The organism is Yersinia alsatica, assembly GCF_025133195.1.
GTDB classification, from domain to species: Bacteria; Pseudomonadota; Gammaproteobacteria; order Enterobacterales; family Enterobacteriaceae; genus Yersinia; species Yersinia alsatica.
The window spans coordinates 3,496,426-3,516,635 of the sequence record NZ_CP104006.1; the positions used below are offsets into that span (position 1 = coordinate 3,496,426).

Below are 20,210 nucleotides of genomic sequence, written 5' to 3' on the forward strand. Positions count from 1 at the left end.
CTGACCCTTTGAATATGCACTGCTAAGGACTGAGTTATGAACGAAACCCATTCTGCCCGTATTTCCAACACCTCGACCTGGACTGAAAAAGAGATTCGCCAACAACCTGAGTGCTGGATCCGATCCCTGAAAAATATTGAAAGCTTACGTCATGATATCGATGCCTTCCTTGCGCCACTGTTGCAAAAACCTGATTTACAGATTGTCCTGACCGGTGCGGGAACCTCAGCGTTTATCGGTGATATTATTGCGCCATGGCTATCACGCCATACTGAGAAAAATTTTGTCGCCGTGCCGACAACCGACCTCGTCACCAACCCGGTTGACTATCTGTCTACCGAGCAGCCCACACTGCTTATCTCCTTTGCGCGCTCAGGTAACAGCCCTGAAAGTGTGGCCGCCGTGGATTTAGCCAACCAATTAGTCAAGCAGTGTCATCATCTGGTCATCACCTGCAATGAAGCCGGCAGCCTGTATCAAAATGCAGCGAAAAGCGACAATGCACTGGCGCTGCTGATGCCAGCAGAAACCCATGACCGCGGCTTCGCCATGACCAGCAGCATCACTACCATGATGGCAAGCTGCCTGGCAGTTTTTGCTCCTGAGGTTATCAGCAGCACTCGCTTCCAAGATGTTGCCACCCGCTGTCAGCAGATCATTACCGCACAAGGTAACCTGAGTGAAGCCGTGTTTGGCGACCTGCCGTTCAAACGAATTGTTTACCTCGGTAGCGGTGGATTACAAGGTGTGGCGCGGGAATCGGCACTGAAAGTATTAGAGCTCACTGCCGGTAAATTGGTCGCGTTTTATGACTCGCCTACCGGCTTCCGCCACGGGCCAAAGTCACTGGTCAATGGCGAAACACTGGTGGTGGTTTTTGTTTCCAGCCACCCTTACACCCGCCAATACGATCTCGACTTGCTAGCTGAGTTGCACCGCGACCAACAAGCCATGCGTGTCGTGGCGGTCTCTGCCACCACCAGCCCAGAAATCGAAGCCGGGCCCTCTATTCAGCTACCGGCTTCCCGCGACTTTATTGATATCGAACAGGCCTTCTGCTTCCTGATGTACGCGCAAATTTTTGCCCTGACCGAATCCATCAAAGCAGGTATTACTCCGGATACCCCTTCCGCCAGCGGGACAGTTAACCGTGTAGTGAAAGGCGTGGTTATTCACCCGTGGAAAGGCTGAGAGGATCATTATATGAGTATTATTTCTACCAAATATCTGCTTCAGGACGCGCAAGCAAGAGGCTACGCGGTACCGGCGTTTAATATCCATAACGCGGAAACTATTCAGGCAATCCTCGAAGTCTGCAAAGAAATGCAGTCGCCGGTGATCCTGGCCGGTACGCCGGGCACGTTTAAACACATCGCTTTTGAAGAGATCTATGCGCTGTGTAAAGCTTATTCGGCAAGCTATGACATGCCGCTGGCGTTACATCTTGATCATCATGAATCATTGGAAGATATCAGTCGTAAGGTTAACGCCGGGGTACGCAGCGCCATGATTGACGGCAGCCACTTCCCGTTTGCCGAGAATGTGCAATTGGTGAAGACGGTGGTTGATTTCTGTCATCGCAACGATTGCAGCGTCGAAGCTGAATTAGGCCGTCTGGGTGGCGTAGAAGATGATATGGATGTCGATGAAGAGAGCGCTTTTCTGACCGACCCACAAGAAGCACGGCGCTTTGTCGAACTCACCGGTGTTGATAGCTTGGCGGTTGCCATTGGAACCGCCCACGGCCTCTATACTAAACGCCCCAAAATTGATTTTAAGCGTTTGGCAGAAATCCGGGAAACAGTTGATATTCCGCTGGTTTTACATGGCGCAAGTGATGTCCCTGATGAATATGTCAGACGTGCTATTGGGCTGGGTGTTTGCAAAGTCAATGTGGCAACCGAGCTAAAAATTGCCTTCGCGGCGGCGGTGAAAAAATGGTTTGCCGATAATCCAGAAGGCAATGACCCGCGCTATTACATGCGAGTCGGTATGGACGCCATGAAAGAAGTGGTACGCAGTAAGGTGACCGTCTGTGGATCTGCTAACAAATTAATTCCTGAAACTGAAGCCTCGCTATAAATAGGTTGTGCTTAGCATGTTGCCCGGTGACCGCCGGGTAACGCTATCAACTCAATACTTGTTCGATTAGAAACACTTTTTAATTTAATGCCCTATCCGATTCAAAGCACTAGCTGAAAAACTGCCAACACCTTTTCTGGACCTCAAATAACAAGGACATCCGCATGAAGAAAATCATACCGAGTTCGCTCTTATTGTTACTGGTGAGCAACGGCGCTTTTGCTGCCGAATACCTCTTGAATAACGATAAACTGTCCCTCTCATTTGATGATAAAAATTCAGCTGTCGTGGTGAAAGATAAACTTTCAGACCACAAACTTGCTCCAGTGGAGCTGTTTTTCCTCACCCTCCCCAATGAAGACGTTATCCACGCCGCCGACTTCAAAATTAAAAATGTCACTCAGAAAGATGATGCTATTCACATCGATTACGAGCATAAAGACTTCGATGTCAGCGTGGTACTCAATGTATTAAAAGGGAAATATGCCAGCATCGACTATACGATTAAGGCAAAAGGTAAGGCGCGTGAGGTAGCCAAAATCACCTTCTTCCCAACCAAAGGGCAGTCACAAGCCCCTTACGTTGATGGCGCAATTAATAGCTCGCCGATTATCGCCGATAGCTTCTTTATCTTGCCGGAAAAACCTATCGTCAATACCTATGCGTATGAAACTACAACCAATCTGAATGTAGAATTAAAAACGCCGATTGAAACTGATGCGCCCGTTACTTTCACCACCTATTTCGGCACCTTTGAAGAAAATAACCAGTTGCGCCGCAGCTTTAACCAATTTATCAATGCGATGCGCCCTCGCCCTTATCAGCAGTATCTTCACTACAACAGTTGGATGGATATCGGCTTCTTCACCACGTATACCGAACAAGAAGTGCTCGACCGGATGGACACTTACGCCGATGAACTGATTAAAAAGCGTGGCGTACAGTTGGACGGTTTTCTACTGGATGATGGTTGGGATGACCGCACCGGCAAATGGCTTTTTGGCCCAGCGTTCAGTAAGGGATTTGGGGTGGTGAAAGAAAAAGCCGACAGCCTGAATACCTCGGTGGGCTTGTGGTTATCGCCGTGGGGTGGATATAACAAGCCCCGCGATATTCGTGTTTCTCACGCCAAAGAGAATGGCTTCGAAACCGTAGATGGGAAATTCGCTCTCTCCGGCCCAAATTATTTCCGTAATTTTAATGAGCAGATTATTAAACTCATTAAAAACGAGCATATCACCTCCTTTAAACTGGACGGCATGGGCAACGCCAACTCTCATATTAAAGGTAGCCAGTTTGCCTCCGATTTTGACGCCTCCATCGAGCTGATTAAGAACATGCGTGAGGCCAATAAAGATCTGTTTATCAACCTGACAACCGGCACCAATGCCAGCCCTTCATGGCTGTTCTACGCCGACTCTATCTGGCGTCAGGGCGATGATATCAACGTCTTTGGTAAAGGCTCGCCAGCGCAACAATGGATGACCTATCGTGATGCCGAAACCTATCGTTCTATTGTGCGCAAAGGCCCGCTGTTCCCGATAAACTCGCTGATGTACCACGGTATTGTTAGCGCCGAAAATGCCTATTTTGGGCTGGAAAAAGTACAAACCGACCAAGATTTTGCTGATCAGGTGTGGAGCTACTTTGCGACCGGGACTCAGTTGCAAGAACTCTATATCACCCCGTCAATGCTAAACAGCAACAAGTGGGACACACTGGCAGACGCGGCGAAATGGTCCAGGGAAAATAGTGATGTGTTGGTTGATACCCACTGGATTGGCGGTGATCCTACCGCACTGGCGGTGTATGGCTGGGCATCATGGAGCAAAGATAAAGCTATCTTTGGTCTACGTAACCCATCAGATAAAGCACAAAGTTACTATTTAGACCTGACCAAAGACTTTGAAATCCCGAGTGGTGAAGCTACCCGTTTCACCCTCAAAACGGTGTACGGTACCAACGCAAGTCTGGCCAAAGACTATAGCAAACCGGTGATTATCACCTTGAAACCACTGGAAACGCTGGTCATCGAAGCCACACCAGTGGCTAACATCAAATAATTTTCCTTCCACTATCAGGCCGGGTGATGATATTTGCCCGGCCTATCAACCCGCACTGCAATTTTTACTCTTCACTGAAAACGCGACAGTTCATCGAGTGGGAATTGCAGCGTTTCGTCCTGTTTAAACCGCGACAATAGATATTCCACCGTAACCCACACTCGCGGCGCTATCAGTGCCCGGTGTGGATATTGAATCACCATTTCATAGTTACCCGGGTCATGTTGACCAAACAGCACTATCTTCAACGCCCCTGACTTCAGATGCTGAAGCGCATGGTGCACCCCGACCTGTGCGATGCCAAGCCCCAAACAGGCGGCCTGAGCCTGAGCTTCCGGCGCTGAAATGGTGACCACCGCTGAATCCGGCTCCACCGTGGTAAGACTGCCATCCGTGGCCCGGAATCCCCAAGGCGCAACGCGCCCGCCCAAAAATCGCCTGGCGATTAAATGATGCTTATCAAGATCTGCTGGGGAGTGAGGAACGCCATGCAGAGCCAGATATTCTGGCGCGGCAACTAAAATCATATTGAGATGACAAACCGGGCGCGACACCAATGACGAATCCACGATACGGCCACCACGAATGGCAAGGTCATAACCATCCCGAACCAAATCCGTCACTCTGTCATCAAAATCAACTTCCACCGGCAGGGCCGGATAGCGCGATCGCAGGCCCGGTAATGCGGGCAATAATTGTTCGCGGCCAAATGCCGCACTGGTTGAAATTCGCACATGCCCGCTGGTCTCCATCTTGCGTGCGACCACCATATCCGCAGCCGTATCTAGCGCCTCAATAGCAATACGGGCCTGTTTCAGGAAGACACGGCCCTCCTCTGTCAAACTTAGCTTTCTTGTTGTTCTATTCATCAGACGTATACCGAGAACCTGTTCAAGGCTGGCGATATTTTTACTGACGGCAGCAGCACTGATGCCCTGAATACGGGCCGCGGCAGTAAAACTGCCAGAATCAGCGGCCTCAACAAAAGACAAAATGGCCCGCACCCGCTGTGATAATTCCATATCCCTTCCTCGCGAAATCAATATTTCCGACAGCTCCCCATCAATTATTAACCTTAGGTTGAATATGATTCAACCATAGCTGCCATTAAAGTTATCAATAAACCGCGGCATACTCTCCGCCATCAAGGGTGAGCAGTAAAAAATGAATAAAGGAAATAGAGAATGAAAAGCTTAGTTATTGTTTCGCATCCCTATCCAACCCAATCAAAAATAATCAAATCATTGCAGCAGACAGCGGAAGGAATAGAGAACGTAGAGGTACGTAACCTTGAGTCTCTCTATGGCAATAACCTGAACGGATTTGATGTCGCCGCAGAGCAGGCAGCTTACGAAGATATTGATCGCATTGTTTTTATCTATCCAACGCACTGGTTCAATATCACTCCTATGCTGAAGGCCTATTTAAATGAAGTCTGGACTTACGGCTGGGCTTTCGGCCCGGGTGGCGATGCACTCAAAAATAAACAGATGCTGGTCGTCACCTCAGCGGGTGCGAGTGAATATACCTATTCTCATGATGGATTGATTCAAAGCACCATGGATGAAGTATTGACACCAATGAAAGCCAGTGCGCTCTATGTTGGGATGAATTATATGAAGCCGCTGGTATTTCATGACGTCGCCGGTGCGAATAAGCCACACATCGCGCAGTTCCAACAAAAATTGTTAGCAGCACTTTCAGATAAATAATTCGTCGTCACGTAGGGCGAGCCAGGGCATCAGGTCTTTCTGCCATGCCCTGGTAGAGTCAAAATCATCAACAAAGGAGGTAACAGTATGAATTTTCTGACCAGCATGGCCGCCACTACCCTATTTTCTGTCAGCCTCATGTCAGTGGCTAATGCCGCACCTCTTTTACGGATTTTTGAGCTTGGCATTCAGGATAATCAGCAACAAGCATTTAATTTGGCCGGTCAGGAGAACCTGACAGCGTCTGTCAGCACCGAACCGGGAGTGTTGGCGATGTATGCGGTTAGCCCAGTAGATAAGCAAAATCTGTCATATTTATTCGAGATTTATCAGGATAGAAATGCTTATGAGGCGCATGTTGCGTCACCTCATTTCAAGGCTTACCAAGCGAAAGCGCCCAGTTTACTCACCGAGCATAAAAAACTTACCGAAACCGAGGCTCAGTTTTTCGCGGAAAAAGCCGCCCCTGTATGGGTAATCAACGTCTCAGATAAACCGGTGATGCGCTATGCGGAAATCACCCTGAAAAACGGCGTCAATGAGCAATTCCGCCAGATTGTGATCGATGAAATGAAAGCGGCAATGGAAAAAGAGGACGGCGTGTTAGCGATGTATGCCGCCACAGTGAAAGGCCATCCTGAACAGTGGCGTTTTGTGGAAATCTATGCGGGTGATGCAGCCTATGAATTTCATCGCCAGACCCCGCATTTTCAGCATTACATTCAGGCTACAGCCGACATGTTGCAGGATAAGAAATTGACAGTATTAACCAATCGCAGCTTGGTCAATAAAGGTGGGCTCTATTTCAACGTTCTTGATTGATATCCCTGTAATGAAAGCAACCTAATAGTGAAGATATAAATAATATGACTGCCACCAAAACCTGGTTGATTACAGGCGCGTCGAAAGGCCTTGGCCTGATATTCACGCAACAATTATTAGCCGCCGGGCATGACGTCGCCACCATTTCTGCCTCTGAGTGTCGATTTGAATGATGAAGCTAATGTTAAGCATGCAGTGAACCAACCCGCCATTGCACTTCTTTATGGGGGAAGATGCTTATCAAGCGGCGAATACCAAGCTTGATTCAGTAAAACGCGATTTAGCAATCTGGCAAGCTGATACACTCTCAATTGGCTTTTAACCCTAGGTTGTTGTACAAAAACCCATGCAATTGCTGGGTTTCTGTTTTTATGATCCCCTGCAAAAAGGTGCCGAGCTTCTTTTGTTTTTCTCATCCCCCCTCAATTCAGGCAATAACCTTGCTCTGGCTTTTGACGCTTATCATTCAAATGTTAATATAGGTGGCTGAGGGTGCTTGATATTTTGATGACAAAGGAAACGTTTTGAACACAAAAAGCAGAATGCGGTTGTGGCCACGGTTGGCGTTATATGCAATAACTATTTTGCTATTGGCTGGGTGCTCAAACAAATCAAAGCGCGACTATTCCACGTTACCGAAAGGCAGTTACAACGATAAGTCCTATACCGTTAAGCGCGGCGACACTCTCTATTTTATTGCCTGGATCAGTGACAGCGAAGTCAGTGATCTTGCCCGAATCAACAAACTCAGCCCGCCCTATCGGCTAGAAGTTGGGCAAAAACTGCGACTCAACAGCGCTACCTCTAGTGGAAGTTTGGCGTCGAATAAACGTAAATCTTCCAGCTCTACGATAACTAAATCCACACCGCCACCAGGAGCAGGTGGTTGCTGGCGTTGGCCAACCAGTGGTCAGGTGATATCGAAATACTCCACTGCCGATGGCGGTAATAAAGGTATTGATATTGCGGGCAAACGTGGGCAGCCGGTATATGCATCAGCCAAAGGACGTGTCGTGTACGTTGGGAATCAGTTACGCGGTTATGGCAATCTAATCATGATTAAGCACGGTAATGACTTTATTACGGCTTATGCTCATAACGACACCATGCTGGTGAAGAATGCGCAGGATGTGAAAGCTGGGCAAAAAATAGCCACATTGGGAAGTTCGGGAACCGATACTCTGATGCTGCATTTCCAAATTCGTTACCGGGCGACCGCCCTTGATCCCCTGCGCTATCTGCCCGCACAAGGAACCACACCTAAGTGCTAATCCTTGATACTCATCCTATTTAGTCCATCTCAGATAAGCAAAAGGCTCCTCAAAAGGAGCCTTGGTATTGCGACATGAGAGATTATGACGCCAGAACTTGTTTCACGAATGCTTTAATTTCTTCAACCTGACAGTTGTCGAAGAAGCACTGCTGGAAGCGTTCACCGCTCACCGCAGTTTTGACCAATTCTGGGTCGATCGCGCGCAGTGTATCCAGATAGTTTTCTTTCACTACCGCGGCTTTCACTTGGTTCAAAATACCCGCATTACGAACTTGCGGCTCTTTACGATCCAGTGGATAGCCTTCACCTTTAACGCCAGTAAATGCTTTCTCAAAGATATAACGCACATTCAGTTCTGCACCCCAGCCAAAACCTTTGGCGAATGGCAGAGACAGGGCATTACCGTTATTAATCTGAGCAAACAGGAAAGCATCCGCTGGATCAATGCAATAGCCGCACGCAACACCAGGATGGATGTTCAATGACATCATTGCGCCCTGACCAGTACCACAGCCAGTTACCACAAAATCGACTGCTTTAGAGTTAAGCAGAATGCTGGCCATAATACCCAGATGAATATAAGTCAGGTGATGATCGTTTTCATCACTCATGCCCACGTTGTATACCGGGTACGCTTTTTCTGAGGCTACGGCGTTCAGCTCTTTCAGGATAATCGCGTTTTTAGTTGCCTGACTGTTTTCCATCATCAGTGCAATTTTCATTATATTCTCTCCGATTTGGTCAATGAAACCGAGTCCATTGAATGTGTTGTTTGGCTTGATTATAGCGAAGATATCACTATCAAAACAACATTTCAATTTTAATGAAAATTAGTTCTACGCACATCACATATCAACATGACGCAAATTGAGAAGGCTCGATTTTCTCTTTTTCATTAACCGATGGGATGACCTGCAACATACCCTATTCAGGTAGCTTTATTTCACTGTGAGATAATTAATGTATTGAAAAGCTGATATTCTGACAGAATTAACTTAGCAAATAATGATGTAGACAAATTTATAGCAGGATTCTTCCTCAAAAATGGAATCAATAATGAATAATATGCTGGCCTCTTATACCTCTCAAGCCATTCGAAAATTGCAAAAGTTAGGGATTGTCCTTTCACCAGAATCAGATGCTCCCATTCTAACATTGCTCGACGCCATCGCAGACCTTGATACTAACCGTGTGATGGCGATTGGTCGCACGCTACAGCAGCAAAGTTCATTTAACGAGGTGGTTCGCGACAATATTGCCAATATGGATGTCGCTAACCGACAAGGAAAAATAGTTGCTGCATTTGATTCCATTCGTGAAGATGCCACACAGATGGTCGGTTGGCTGGAAGATGGCAAGCTCGATGTCATCGAGCGTATAAAATCTGGCTGGATGACGTTACGCCGCGGTTCAATTCCTGACAGATTCAATGACATCAAGAAAACCTATTTGGATGTTGCTAAGGCCTCAAATGAGCAGATCAGCCGTGAAAAAGCCATTTTGGATGCCTATCAAGACTTCCGTTTTGGCCTGAAACAAGCGCATGTTGATGCCCAAACAGTATTGTCTATTGCACAAGATAATTTGCAAAACAGCCGAGTGTTATTACAGCAAACACAGGGAGCCACTGAACAATATCAAGGTGGCGACGCCGCAGAGCTCTCACGATTAGAGCTTATCCGCGATGAGTCCATAAGAGCAATGCAGAAAGAAGACGAACGCTATCAGATAGTTAAAGATTTGACTGATAATCTTCTGATTGCATATAACGCCGCAGAAGCTATTTTTGCTCGCCTTCAGCAAACTAATGCCATCAAGGAGCGAGTTTATCGCCAAAGTGTCACCTTTTTCAGCACTAACGAAATCGTATTCACAGCCCTTTCCGCTTCAATGACATCACTGCAAGGTTTATCCGAAAGCACCCAGACACTGGAAGCAATGAAAACCGGCATCAATGATGGCCTGACAATCATTGCAACCCAAGGTAACCAGCAACTGGAAGATGGATTACGCGCTGGATATGGCTCGACCATAAAAGCCGACTCAGTCCGTGCTCTGGTTAATGCAATCGTGTCATTCCAAGAGTCCAGCTACCGCATGATTGACGAACTGCGAACTGAAGCAACGAATAATGCCAATGAGTTGGCTTCTGTTGTTGAAGAGGGAAAACGTCGTTTTGCCGATGTTGTTACCAAAGCGGAAGTCTCGCGCTAAATAAACCCAAATGCCCTTCTTACGAAAAGAGGGCTGAGTGCGGAGTGACTGAATGCAAGCTGAACAATTAAGCCAAATCCTTGAGCAATTGGCGGAAGAGAGCCGGATACGCCTTTCCCGAACAGAATCTGATCTGGCAGAAACACGCCACCAACAACTGGTAATAAAACAAAGAATTGCGACCACTTATCAGCAAATGGCATCGCTGTTGTTACAAGACAACAGTGGAGCTAATGACATTAAGATAGTGCAAGATTTACTGGATAATCTGCAGCATGAACTCGCCCAGACTCAACAAGAATTGCAACTCAATGAAAACGATATTCTCCGTCAGCTAAAGCAGTTGCAAGCATTGCGCAAGCAAATTGAACCATTAGAGACTGAACGAGAGCAATTACTACAACAAAATCCTGATGCCATCGCGACACGGCAAACTATGGTTCAATTCTATGATGAAGCAAATCAACAAAAAATTCACCATAGCGAATTAATTTCAGAAACTGACCGTAAGTTGGCCGAGTATATTAACCATCCTATCTTCATGTTTTTAATTCGTAAAAATTATGGCCAACCTAATTATCGCAGTTGGCCTATCTCACGTAATTTGGATAACTGGCTGGCGCGGCATATTAATTACACCAACAATTACGCCAATTACCAGATGCTGCAAGCGCTACCAAAGGAATCAGGGCGACGCCTGGAAATATTGCAAGACCAAGCTGAAAAGCGCACTAACGAATACTTGAATCATCTCACTAAAGTTGAAGAGAAACTAAATTTACCTTCCTACTATCAACAGTTTGAATTGCTAGAAAAACACTTGGCGGTAAGCCAGCAAAAGGTGCGAGATTTACAAGATAAAGTACAGCAATACTCGCTTGGTGAAGGAGAGACTTTTGATCGTATTGCTAAGCAGCTATCAGTACAAATGGCCTCATTACCACTCGAAAAGCTAGATGCACTGGTTGCTAAAACAGTGACAACTGATGATGACCGCCTATTGGGGGAACTTAAAAGGTTAAAACAGATGGGGCTAAAACTGGAGGATACACGGCGTGAGGAAGAGCAATATATTGTCACTGCGAAACCTCGTGCATCTGCCGCAGCTATATTAGAGTCGGCATTTTTAAATAGCCGTCTTAATAACTCGGACTATGAATTCCGATGGCTGCATAGCCAAGAACATAGTGACCTGTTTGAGAGCTTCCTCAATGGTGTTACTAGCCTGGAGCAAGTATTCAAAAAACTCAATGATATTGTCAGACTAGCAACTACCACACCAACCGCCACTGATGTTATTACCACCATTGCCGTGGCAGCGATATTATCCAACCGCCGCTCTTCGGGTAGAAGCTCAGGTTCCTCTTATTCAGAGTCTAACTCAGGTTCTTCTTCAACATCATCTTCTTATGGTAGATCATCCAGTTCATCTTCATCTTCATCTTCAGGTGGTGGATTCAGTTCATCGTCATCAACAGGTGGTGGTAACTTCCGCTCTACGGACAGTTTCTAATGCATATTAAATATCGACTGAATACGCCAAATGGAGTGCACCAATGAATGAGATTAAGCTGAGAGATCAACTAGGTGCCATGGCTATTATTGACTCACTCTATGCCCAACAAATTGCTTTGGAAGAGCATTTGGATCTGCCGAAATTACGCCAGCGTATTGCACAACGAATTCGTGATTACTATCAAAGTACCGGTGTAAGTATCAGTGATGAACTGATTGAGCAAGGTGTAACAAGCTGGTTTGACAATAGATTACGCTTCCAAAGCAATAAGATGAATGCTAGCCAGCGCATGGTGGCTTTTTTACATATGACCAGTAAAAAGTGGCTAACCAGTCTGAGCATTATTGTCCTTTTACTTGTCATCGGCGTAGGCATTAATATTTACGTGGGTAAAAACCAGCTTGCTGCATTGGAAAAAGACATTGCCTCGCAAGTATTACAAAACAGTGCTCTAACAACCCAAGCGCAACAATTATCGACTCAAATAGATAATATCAAACTGTCGCATCTAAATTACGCGGCACAATCGGCCCACCAGATAATAGCTAAAGCTAAAAGCGTATTGGACGATTTCCATTCTACCCAACAGGCGATTGAACCATCATACCAAGGAACCTTCTCCTCAAAAGAAAATTCACAACACTATTTATCGGCCTTAAGTAAAGGGAATGAGCAGCAGACATCACTACTCACGCAGGCTCAGGACTTAGTCGACAGTCTGCCACGGCTGCAAAAAATGGATGAAACTCTTAACCAAATAACCCAAGACCCGAACCTCAAACTCTATACCCAGCGGGCACCAGAAATTGCGTCTATCCTCGCAGGTGCGACTCTAGCTCTGTCACGAAATGCAGAGAATGTTGCTGCGCAGGTCGATGCCGCTTTTGCAGCTTATGATAAAGAGCAGACTCGCGAGAGTTTATATCAGTCGATGGATCGCCGAACCCAAGATCTCCGTAACCTTCCGCTCTCACCGCAAGATAGAGCAATAATTGCAGAGCAAATTGCTGAAGCCCGGAAAATGTTAGTTGGCGTAGATCTGGTGAATATAGGTCCACCTTCTGCTTGGGTCGACGCAATGAAAGAACTTGAGCAGACTTATGACTTTATTAAACAGCCACTCAGTTTGATTATTATCGATCGTGTGGGTGAAAAATCAGGTGTTGAACGTACCTACGATATCTCAAATGGCAGAAGCTGGTATCTGATTGTCGAACCAGTAACGCCAGGCGATAAACTCTTCCCTATGATGGTCAAAGACAGTGAAACAGGTGAACAGAAACTCGTTTCGAAATTTGGTGTCCGGGTTTCACAAAATGAATATGAAAAACTCAGAAGAGACAAACAGGATGATGGACATATCGATAACAATATCGTTGGTAATAAACCGGCTAACCAGTTGAGCTTCAAATTCACCCGCCCGGTGCAAGATGGCAGAATTACTACCTGGTAAATACTCTTTTATCTAAAACGAAGCCGCGCAAGGTGGACTGCGCGGCTTCGTTGTTACACAGGATAACTGATTAGGGCAACATCAGTGATGTAGCATCTCGTGAACAATTTCATCTTTGTCCGAAGATATTGGATAAAAGGTTGGCCAGTTTTCCATTTCTTTGAGGAGTTTTTCTTGTGACTCATTACCCATGTATATATGAAAATGATGGGATTTATGCGGCTCGATAATATGGTCACTAAACTGGACATATTTAGGCGCTTTGGCATTAGCATCTTTACACTCATACAAATAGCGCACCCCTTTCTTCCCTGACTCATAGTGCATTATTTTAAAACCTGAGTAAGTATATTGGCAGGAGCTAACCGCCTCAGCAGTATGAAAATCAATAGTGTTATTCTCAATACCGATCATATTAATATCGGTGGCATAACCTTTTTTATAATATTCTCGGTATTGCTCAACTGTTTTATCTTTGTTCTTTTTCGCCTTATCGGCGAGTACCGGATCCAAATCTCCCTTTAACAGATAGGGATTAACAGATTGCCAGACTCCGTCCCAATCACTGAGCGACCGATCTTTGACATCTTTATCGGCAAAAATACCTTCACTCGCTTTGCGAGCAACATCCGACTGTTGATGCTCGTGACCATGGCTATGTTTACCGTGGGCCAACGAATTAAAACTGGTCAATGAGAGACAAATGCTGAGTGCTATTAGTGGTAAATGGGTAAGTTTCTTTGGCATGCGTGCCTCCTGGCTGATTGCTTAATGTGTTATGTTATACCATTACACATCAAGCAATCAATAGCTTTGGCACTTTCAAGCCATCCGGAATTGGTATTGAATAACTAGCGTTTTTTACGATTACGGTGCATATCGATAGCTACTGCACTGACGATGATAATCCCTTTAATAATGTCTTGGATGTATGAATCCACACCAATAAAAGTAAAACCACTTTTGATCAATCCCAATATTACCGCCCCAATCACTGTGCCGGTAATGCGCCCAACGCCCCCCATCAAGCTGCTACCACCAATCACTGCAGCGGCGATGGCATCCAGCTCATATGATTGACCCATACTGGATTGCCCGCTGCTTACGCGCGCCGCCAGAACCACACCAGCTAAACCAGCCAATCCACCGGCAATGGTATAAACCATCACCAGATATTTATTAACGTTAATGCCAGAGACTTTCGCGGAAATCATATTTCCACCAATGGCATAGACATATTTACCATAGCGAGTGTGTTTTAATGCAATATGGAAAATGACAGCGACAACTAAGAAAATAATAACGGGCATTGCCCCCTGACCGATTGCCGTAAAATCATCAGAGAGAAAACTGACCGGATTACCTTTGGTATAGTACTGAGCCAGCCCTCTGGCAGAGACCATCATCCCCAAAGTTGCAATGAATGGCGGGATCCCGGTGCGAGTAATTAGGAAGCCATTAATAAAGCCACAGAGAATCCCTACCCCTATTCCTGCAGTAATAGGAACAACCGCAGGCAAATCCAATAGGTGTGGATACATTGGAGAAATACTATCAGATGTTTGTGCCAAACTTGCGGCAACCACAGCAGTTAATGCAATTAAAGAACCAGAGGAAAGATCAATACCCGTGGTGATAATGACCTGCGTCACTCCGACAGCAATAATACCTATTATTGCAACTTGCAAGATAATCAATAATAATCGATTAGGATTTAATAGAAATGACTGGTCACGGATAAACCAACCAAGAAACTCGAAGATTAATGCAATGCCGATCATGACAATAAAAATACCGGTATCTTTAGGTAACTTACCTTTTAATCCGGACATAAACGAATGTTCTTTTATCGAGCTAGTCGTCAGTGATTTATCAGCTTTAATATTATTCATTATTATTACCTTCCTGCAATTATTCAGAGGCTAGCGCCATTATTTTCTCTTGGCTGGCATCTTGTTTGTCTAATATTCCCGTAATATGACCACCATGCATAACCATAACTCTGTCACTCATTCCTAGAATTTCAGGTAATTCAGAGGAAACTAAAATGATGGCAACACCACGATTGGCTAATTCACTAATTAAGCGATAAATCTCTGATTTTGCCCCGACATCAATACCGCGAGTGGGTTCATCAAGAATAAGTATCTTAGGCTGAGCTAATAACCAGCGTGCAATCAAAACCTTTTGCTGGTTGCCGCCGCTCAGATTATTAATAATTTGGTCCATGGTAGGTGTTTTAATATTTAGCTTTTTAATCTGCTCCATGCAGTCTTGTGCCATTTGCCCATGACTGACGAAACCTTTTTTATTGATATACTCTGAAAGATTCACAATGCTCATATTCTCAACCACCGACAGCACGAGAAATAATCCTGATTTCTTGCGGTCTTCGGTCAAAAAAGCCAACCCTTGTTCAATAGCTTTTGAGGGTGAGTCAATGTTGACAGGCAAGCCCTCAATAAAAATTTCGCCACTATCTGCTGGATGCATGCCGAATAGACTTTCCATCACTTCACTGCGGCCCGCGCCGACTAAGCCAGCCACACCCAATATCTCACCTCGTTTAACCGTAAATGAAATATCACGGAACAAACCATCACGGCGCAATGCACTGACTTTAAGCACCTCTTCGCCAATGTTATTATTAAATTTTGGGAACATATGGGTCAGTTCACGACCAACCATCATGGTGATTAAAGATTGCTTTGTCAGATTTTCTGTCTTATCTGTAGCAACAAACATTCCATCACGAAAAATACTGACTTCATCCGTAATTTCAAAAATTTCATCCATTTTATGGCTGATATAAATAATGCCTTTGCCTTGTTCTTTTAATTCATTAATGATCGCGAAAAGGTGAAAAACCTCCCCTTCAGTCAATGCTGACGTTGGCTCATCCATGATTAAAATATCGGCATCATAAGAGACAGCTTTGGCTATTTCGACCATTTGTTGACTGGCTATATTTAACTCACCAACGACCATTTCTGGTTTTAATCTTATATTGAGATGTTGTAATAAATCCCGCGTCTTACTGTTGAGCAAGTCATGATTAACTAACCCATAGTGAACAGGCTCTCGTCCTAGCCAAATATTTTCCGCCACCGTCATATGTGGCACCAGATTTAATTCCTGATGAATCATTGCAATACCCGCATGAAGCGCGTCTAAAGTATCGCTAAAAGTGACGACCTCACCTTTTACTTTTATTGTGCCTTCATCTGGATGATATATTCCAATCAAACACTTCATAAGTGTTGATTTCCCTGCTCCATTCTCTCCCATTAATGCATGGACACTGCCTGGCTTTATTTTTATGCCCACTTTATTCAGTGCTTTAACACCAGGAAATTGCTTACTGATACCTTCAGCCTCGAGAATGTAAGGATACATATGACCATCTCCATCATCTCATTATCTTCTGTTGAACGTGCCGTATTTATTCACTTAATAAAATGATAAATACGGCATTATCTATCTATTAAAATAGCGTCAAAGCACACATTTTATTGCGTGTAATTCTAACTTTAAAAATATATTAACCTATTCACCGCAAGTTATTGAGTTAATTACTTACTAAGAATAGTTTCTATTTTATTTTTTGTTTTTATTGGCGAAATCTTGATAATTATCTTTGGTAATTAACTGGTAAGGGATCATCACGCTACTTTCTACTTTCTGACCAGATGCTAATTTAATAGCGGTATCTACTGCCCCTTCTCCTTGTCCTTTCGCATCTTGGAAAATACTGACATTAAGATCTCCTTTCTTAATAAACTCAAGTGCATCCGGCGTGCCATCAATCCCCCCAATCACCACACCTGTTTTCTTGGCTTGTTTTAAAGCAAGAATAGCACCAATAGCCATTTCATCGTTATTTGAAGCGATTGCATCTATTTGCTGCCCAGAAAGAATCCAATCGGTAGTAACATCAACAGCTTCTTTGCGGAAGAATTTTGCAGTTTGTTTATCAATAATATGAATGTCTGGATACTGAGCCGCAACTTTCTCAACACCTCGGGTTCTGTCTCGGGTCGCCTCACTTGAGAGCTCGCCCATAAGAATCATGACGTTACCCTTTCCACCCATCAGTTTTGCCAGTTCTTCCATCTGTAAGCGCCCTGCCAGTTCAGAGTCAGAACCAACATAGGCCATACCAGAAGGTAAGGTTATTTCAGGGCGACGATTTACAAAGACCAGCGGGATTTTGGCCTGCTCAGCCAGTTTAATCATTGGCTTCACACCTTGAGTATCAACCGGGTTGAGAATAATGGCATCGACCCCCTGACTGACGAAATTCTCTACCTGCTGAATTTGTTGAGCAATATCTCCTTTTGCATCTTCAAATTGCCCAGAGACATTCCCTTCTTCTTTCATCTTATTTTGCATAGCCTGACGCAGTATTGTCAGGAAGTTGTCATCGAAGTAGGCCATAGAAACGCCAATCTTCAAGTCTTTAGCATAGGCGCCCAATGGCAGCATACAGATAGCGAGTGAGGTAATAATGATTTTCTTCAGCTTCATGATCTATACCCTTCAATAGTGGAATGCATTAACATTTCGATGCCTACTTATTGAAAATATTTTTTTACCACCACTTAACTTGGTCAGTGATAAACATAGCTATTTTAGGCATCTCAGTGCGCTTTCCGTGAATGCAACCGCCCCATCCCCGGCCTACAAATTTCATAACTCAATATAAAATAATGAATTAATATTTTTTACTTTCTAATGACAATCCCTCCTTCGTTTTTTAAATATTTATTTCAAAATTAAGATTATTGAAATTTTTAACACCAAACAACCGAAATATGTGTTTTGTATCGAGCAAATAACAAAACTATGACAGGGATCTAACAAATGCTGGTAATTTAAGCGCCAGCCAATGAATGGACGCATGATTAAACTGCGGCAAAATCACCTATAGCGGATTTAAGCAGAAGAGAAAAATGGAAGAAGGCAATAGCGGAAAGCCCTGAGTATATGCCCATTCACTCTTAAATATCGGGCATATACTGGGTGTTTTTGATGAAATCAAATGATGGTTTAATAATTTAAATCAATAGGTTAGTGTTAAGTTCAAAAGACCGAGCCGACTAATATCCTATCTCTCGGGAAACAGGTCTACCCACAACAAACAACTGTCCGCAACCAGTGGTTGTAGTTGTCCCCCTTTGATAGCAGGTAACCACCAGCAGCCTTGCGAAGCGGTTAGCTCATGAGTTTCTGTGTGACTAATGAGCCATTTTCCCTTCACAACATAAATCAGCCCACCATGAGATACGGGTAGTTCTTGTGCTGAGCTAATAGATGTTACTGAAGACTGCCAGCAACCTCGCCGAGTCATGATGTTAAAATCCTGACTACTCCCCCCAAGCAGATGTGCATGGATAGGAATATCCCCAGGGAAAGCAAAAGGTTGTAATGGCTGTGAAAGTGTGTGAGCCTCCCAGTTTGGGCTGGATAACACGACGCCCTTCCCAGAAAGTAAGGTAATGGACCGGTCTATATCAGGGAATACTGAGAATGGACCATCTTGTTCAATCGTCGCAATACTGGCGCGCCAGGCAAAATCATCTCCCCCGACAGGCCAACACACAATTTCACGGGTTTCTCCGCCACCATTTCGCCAACGACTTACCGGTAAGCTGGCAAAATCAAAAACGGTAAAGCTCATCAGACCTCCTGTTGACAGGCTTTCAATACAGCCAGAAAATCCTGTGCAGTTTGCTGTTGCATTGGATGATATCTATCCACTATTACCGCTTTGCCCGCCACATAAACATCCCGAATTTGCGATTTGTCCCCCGCAAATAACCACCGATTCAATAAAGAAGCAGATTCTGTACCGGCAATGTAAGGATCGTCACCATCCAAAACTAGCCAATCAGCACGATATCCCTCAGCCAACTGTGCAATTTTACTGGCACAAGCTTGCCTCCCCCCTGCCAACGCTTGGCTATAAAGTAAATCTGCCACCGCAGAATGCTTTTCATTTGTTAGCCGATTACGGCGTTGATCCCGTAGACGTTGACCATATTCCAACCAACGTAGCTCCTCCACCACATCAAGAGAAACATGGCTATCAGAGCCAATTCCCCATCGCCCTTGATGATGTAAATAATCCACTGCCGGGAAAATACCATCCCCCAGATTCGCTTCTGTTGTGGGGCATAAACCCGCGACAGCTTGGCTGCTCGCCAGACGCACAAGCTCGGTTTCATCCAGATGCGTAGCATGAATCAAGCACCAGCGACTATCGACAGGTAAATTATCGTATAACCAAGTGACCGGTCGTTGCCCACTCCAGGCCAGACAGTCATTAACCTCTTTTTGCTGCTCAGCAATATGAATATGTACCGGTAACTGTTTATCCGAAGCTTGCAAAATTTCCTGCATTTGGCCCAGCTCTACAGCACGTAATGAGTGGAAGCAGAGCCCTTGATTTTGTAGTGGTTGATTTGCCAGCTGTTGGCGAATAACTTGCTGCTGCTTGAGGTAGGTTTCTGTGTTTTGTATAAAACGGCGTTGACCCTGTTGAGCGGGTTGAGCACCAAACCCCGCATAACTGTATAACACGGGTAATAAAGTCATCCCTATTCCGGCATCTTGCGCAGCTTGGCTCAGTTGTGACGTCATTTCGCCAGGATTACTGTATGGGATACCGTCAGGGCCATGATGTAAATAATGGAATTCAGCAACTTGGGTATAGCCGCCTTTCAGCATTTCTATATACAGTTGACGAGCAATCACCCCGACTTGTTCTGGCGTCAATTGCTGAACCAAGCGATACATCAGATCCCGCCAAGTCCAAAAGCTGTCCTGTGGATTACCCGCTACTTCAGCTAAACCAGACATCATCCGCTGGAAAGCATGAGAGTGAAGATTTGGCATTCCCGGTACTATTGGCCCGGATAAAACCTGACAACCTTCATTGCTGCTGCCACTAATAATACGCTGAATAACCCCTTGTTCATCCACCGTAATCTGTACGTCAGTTGCCCATCCATCAGATAGAAAAGCACGTTTGGTAAAATAAACTGGCATAGCGATATCCCAATATTTGGTTCAG

Annotated in this window: 18 protein-coding genes; 10 read left to right on the forward strand and 8 right to left on the reverse strand. The window is 44.9% G+C overall.

Annotation, left to right across the window (positions count from 1 at the left end; translation table 11 throughout):
- Positions 1-36: 36 nt before the first annotated feature.
- The 3 genes from N0H69_RS15610 to yacT all read left to right on the forward strand — a co-directional run bounded on the left by N0H69_RS15610 (position 37) and on the right by yacT (position 4,145).
- On the forward strand, positions 37-1,191 hold the full coding sequence (locus N0H69_RS15610) for an SIS domain-containing protein (RefSeq protein ID WP_050107323.1): 1,155 nt from the start codon (positions 37-39) through the stop codon (positions 1,189-1,191).
- 12 nt (positions 1,192-1,203) lie between these two features.
- Positions 1,204-2,082, forward strand: coding sequence for a tagatose-bisphosphate aldolase subunit KbaY (gene kbaY, locus N0H69_RS15615; RefSeq protein ID WP_050107324.1), 879 nt, complete (start codon positions 1,204-1,206; stop codon positions 2,080-2,082).
- Between the two features lie 164 nt (positions 2,083-2,246).
- Complete coding sequence (yacT, locus tag N0H69_RS15620; RefSeq protein WP_050151687.1) at positions 2,247-4,145, forward strand: enterotoxin YacT; 1,899 nt, start codon at positions 2,247-2,249, stop codon at positions 4,143-4,145.
- Positions 4,146-4,216: 71 nt separating this feature from the next.
- On the opposite strand, the gene N0H69_RS15625 is transcribed toward yacT, so the two are convergent.
- Positions 4,217-5,167: a LysR family transcriptional regulator gene (locus N0H69_RS15625; RefSeq protein WP_050151685.1), complete on the reverse strand. Its 951-nt coding sequence runs from the start codon at positions 5,165-5,167 to the stop codon at positions 4,217-4,219.
- A 162-nt stretch (positions 5,168-5,329) separates the two neighbouring features.
- Here N0H69_RS15625 and N0H69_RS15630 point away from each other — a divergent pair, with 162 nt between their 5' ends.
- The 4 genes from N0H69_RS15630 to actS all read left to right on the forward strand — a co-directional run bounded on the left by N0H69_RS15630 (position 5,330) and on the right by actS (position 7,950).
- Positions 5,330-5,857, forward strand: a complete 528-nt coding sequence (locus N0H69_RS15630) for an NAD(P)H-dependent oxidoreductase (RefSeq protein WP_050107327.1) — start codon at positions 5,330-5,332, stop codon at positions 5,855-5,857.
- 87 nt (positions 5,858-5,944) lie between these two features.
- Positions 5,945-6,679 (forward strand): putative quinol monooxygenase, encoded by a 735-nt coding sequence (locus N0H69_RS15635; RefSeq protein ID WP_050151684.1) that lies wholly within the window; start codon positions 5,945-5,947, stop codon positions 6,677-6,679.
- 44 nt (positions 6,680-6,723) lie between these two features.
- Positions 6,724-6,852: a hypothetical protein gene (locus N0H69_RS15640; RefSeq protein ID WP_259705558.1), complete on the forward strand. Its 129-nt coding sequence runs from the start codon at positions 6,724-6,726 to the stop codon at positions 6,850-6,852.
- Between the two features lie 369 nt (positions 6,853-7,221).
- Positions 7,222-7,950, forward strand: coding sequence for an amidase activator ActS (gene actS, locus N0H69_RS15645; protein ID WP_050107329.1), 729 nt, complete (start codon positions 7,222-7,224; stop codon positions 7,948-7,950).
- An 82-nt stretch (positions 7,951-8,032) separates the two neighbouring features.
- On the opposite strand, the gene N0H69_RS15650 is transcribed toward actS, so the two are convergent.
- Positions 8,033-8,674, reverse strand: a complete 642-nt coding sequence (locus N0H69_RS15650; protein ID WP_050151683.1) for an RpiB/LacA/LacB family sugar-phosphate isomerase — start codon at positions 8,672-8,674, stop codon at positions 8,033-8,035.
- Positions 8,675-9,008: 334 nt separating this feature from the next.
- On the opposite strand from N0H69_RS15650, the gene N0H69_RS15655 reads away from it, so the two are divergent.
- Genes N0H69_RS15655 through N0H69_RS15665 form a run of 3 tightly spaced genes read left to right on the forward strand, consistent with a single transcriptional unit; the run spans position 9,009 to position 13,135 of the window.
- Entirely contained in the window at positions 9,009-10,166 is a 1,158-nt protein-coding gene (locus N0H69_RS15655) for an RLV_5639 family protein (RefSeq protein ID WP_050151682.1), read from the forward strand.
- Between the two features lie 52 nt (positions 10,167-10,218).
- Positions 10,219-11,679: a hypothetical protein gene (locus N0H69_RS15660; RefSeq protein ID WP_050151681.1), complete on the forward strand. Its 1,461-nt coding sequence runs from the start codon at positions 10,219-10,221 to the stop codon at positions 11,677-11,679.
- A 43-nt stretch (positions 11,680-11,722) separates the two neighbouring features.
- Entirely contained in the window at positions 11,723-13,135 is a 1,413-nt protein-coding gene (locus N0H69_RS15665; RefSeq protein ID WP_050151680.1) for a DUF6384 family protein, read from the forward strand.
- Between the two features lie 81 nt (positions 13,136-13,216).
- On the opposite strand, the gene zinT is transcribed toward N0H69_RS15665, so the two are convergent.
- The 6 genes from zinT to N0H69_RS15695 form a co-directional block, all read right to left on the reverse strand.
- Positions 13,217-13,882, reverse strand: coding sequence for a metal-binding protein ZinT (gene zinT, locus N0H69_RS15670; protein ID WP_050107331.1), 666 nt, complete (start codon positions 13,880-13,882; stop codon positions 13,217-13,219).
- Positions 13,883-13,986: 104 nt separating this feature from the next.
- Positions 13,987-15,027 carry an ABC transporter permease gene (locus N0H69_RS15675; RefSeq protein ID WP_050107332.1) on the reverse strand — a complete coding sequence of 347 codons (1,041 nt, stop codon included), beginning with the start codon at positions 15,025-15,027 and terminating at the stop codon, positions 13,987-13,989.
- Between the two features lie 19 nt (positions 15,028-15,046).
- Positions 15,047-16,531, reverse strand: a complete 1,485-nt coding sequence (locus N0H69_RS15680; RefSeq protein WP_050133908.1) for a sugar ABC transporter ATP-binding protein — start codon at positions 16,529-16,531, stop codon at positions 15,047-15,049.
- A 201-nt stretch (positions 16,532-16,732) separates the two neighbouring features.
- Positions 16,733-17,662 (reverse strand): sugar ABC transporter substrate-binding protein, encoded by a 930-nt coding sequence (locus N0H69_RS15685; RefSeq protein WP_050151679.1) that lies wholly within the window; start codon positions 17,660-17,662, stop codon positions 16,733-16,735.
- Positions 17,663-18,242: 580 nt separating this feature from the next.
- Positions 18,243-18,815: a HutD/Ves family protein gene (locus N0H69_RS15690; RefSeq protein WP_050107335.1), complete on the reverse strand. Its 573-nt coding sequence runs from the start codon at positions 18,813-18,815 to the stop codon at positions 18,243-18,245.
- Positions 18,815-20,185 (reverse strand): formimidoylglutamate deiminase, encoded by a 1,371-nt coding sequence (locus N0H69_RS15695; protein ID WP_050151678.1) that lies wholly within the window; start codon positions 20,183-20,185, stop codon positions 18,815-18,817. Before N0H69_RS15695 ends, N0H69_RS15690 begins: the two co-directional genes overlap by 1 nt.
- Positions 20,186-20,210: the final 25 nt, after the last annotated feature.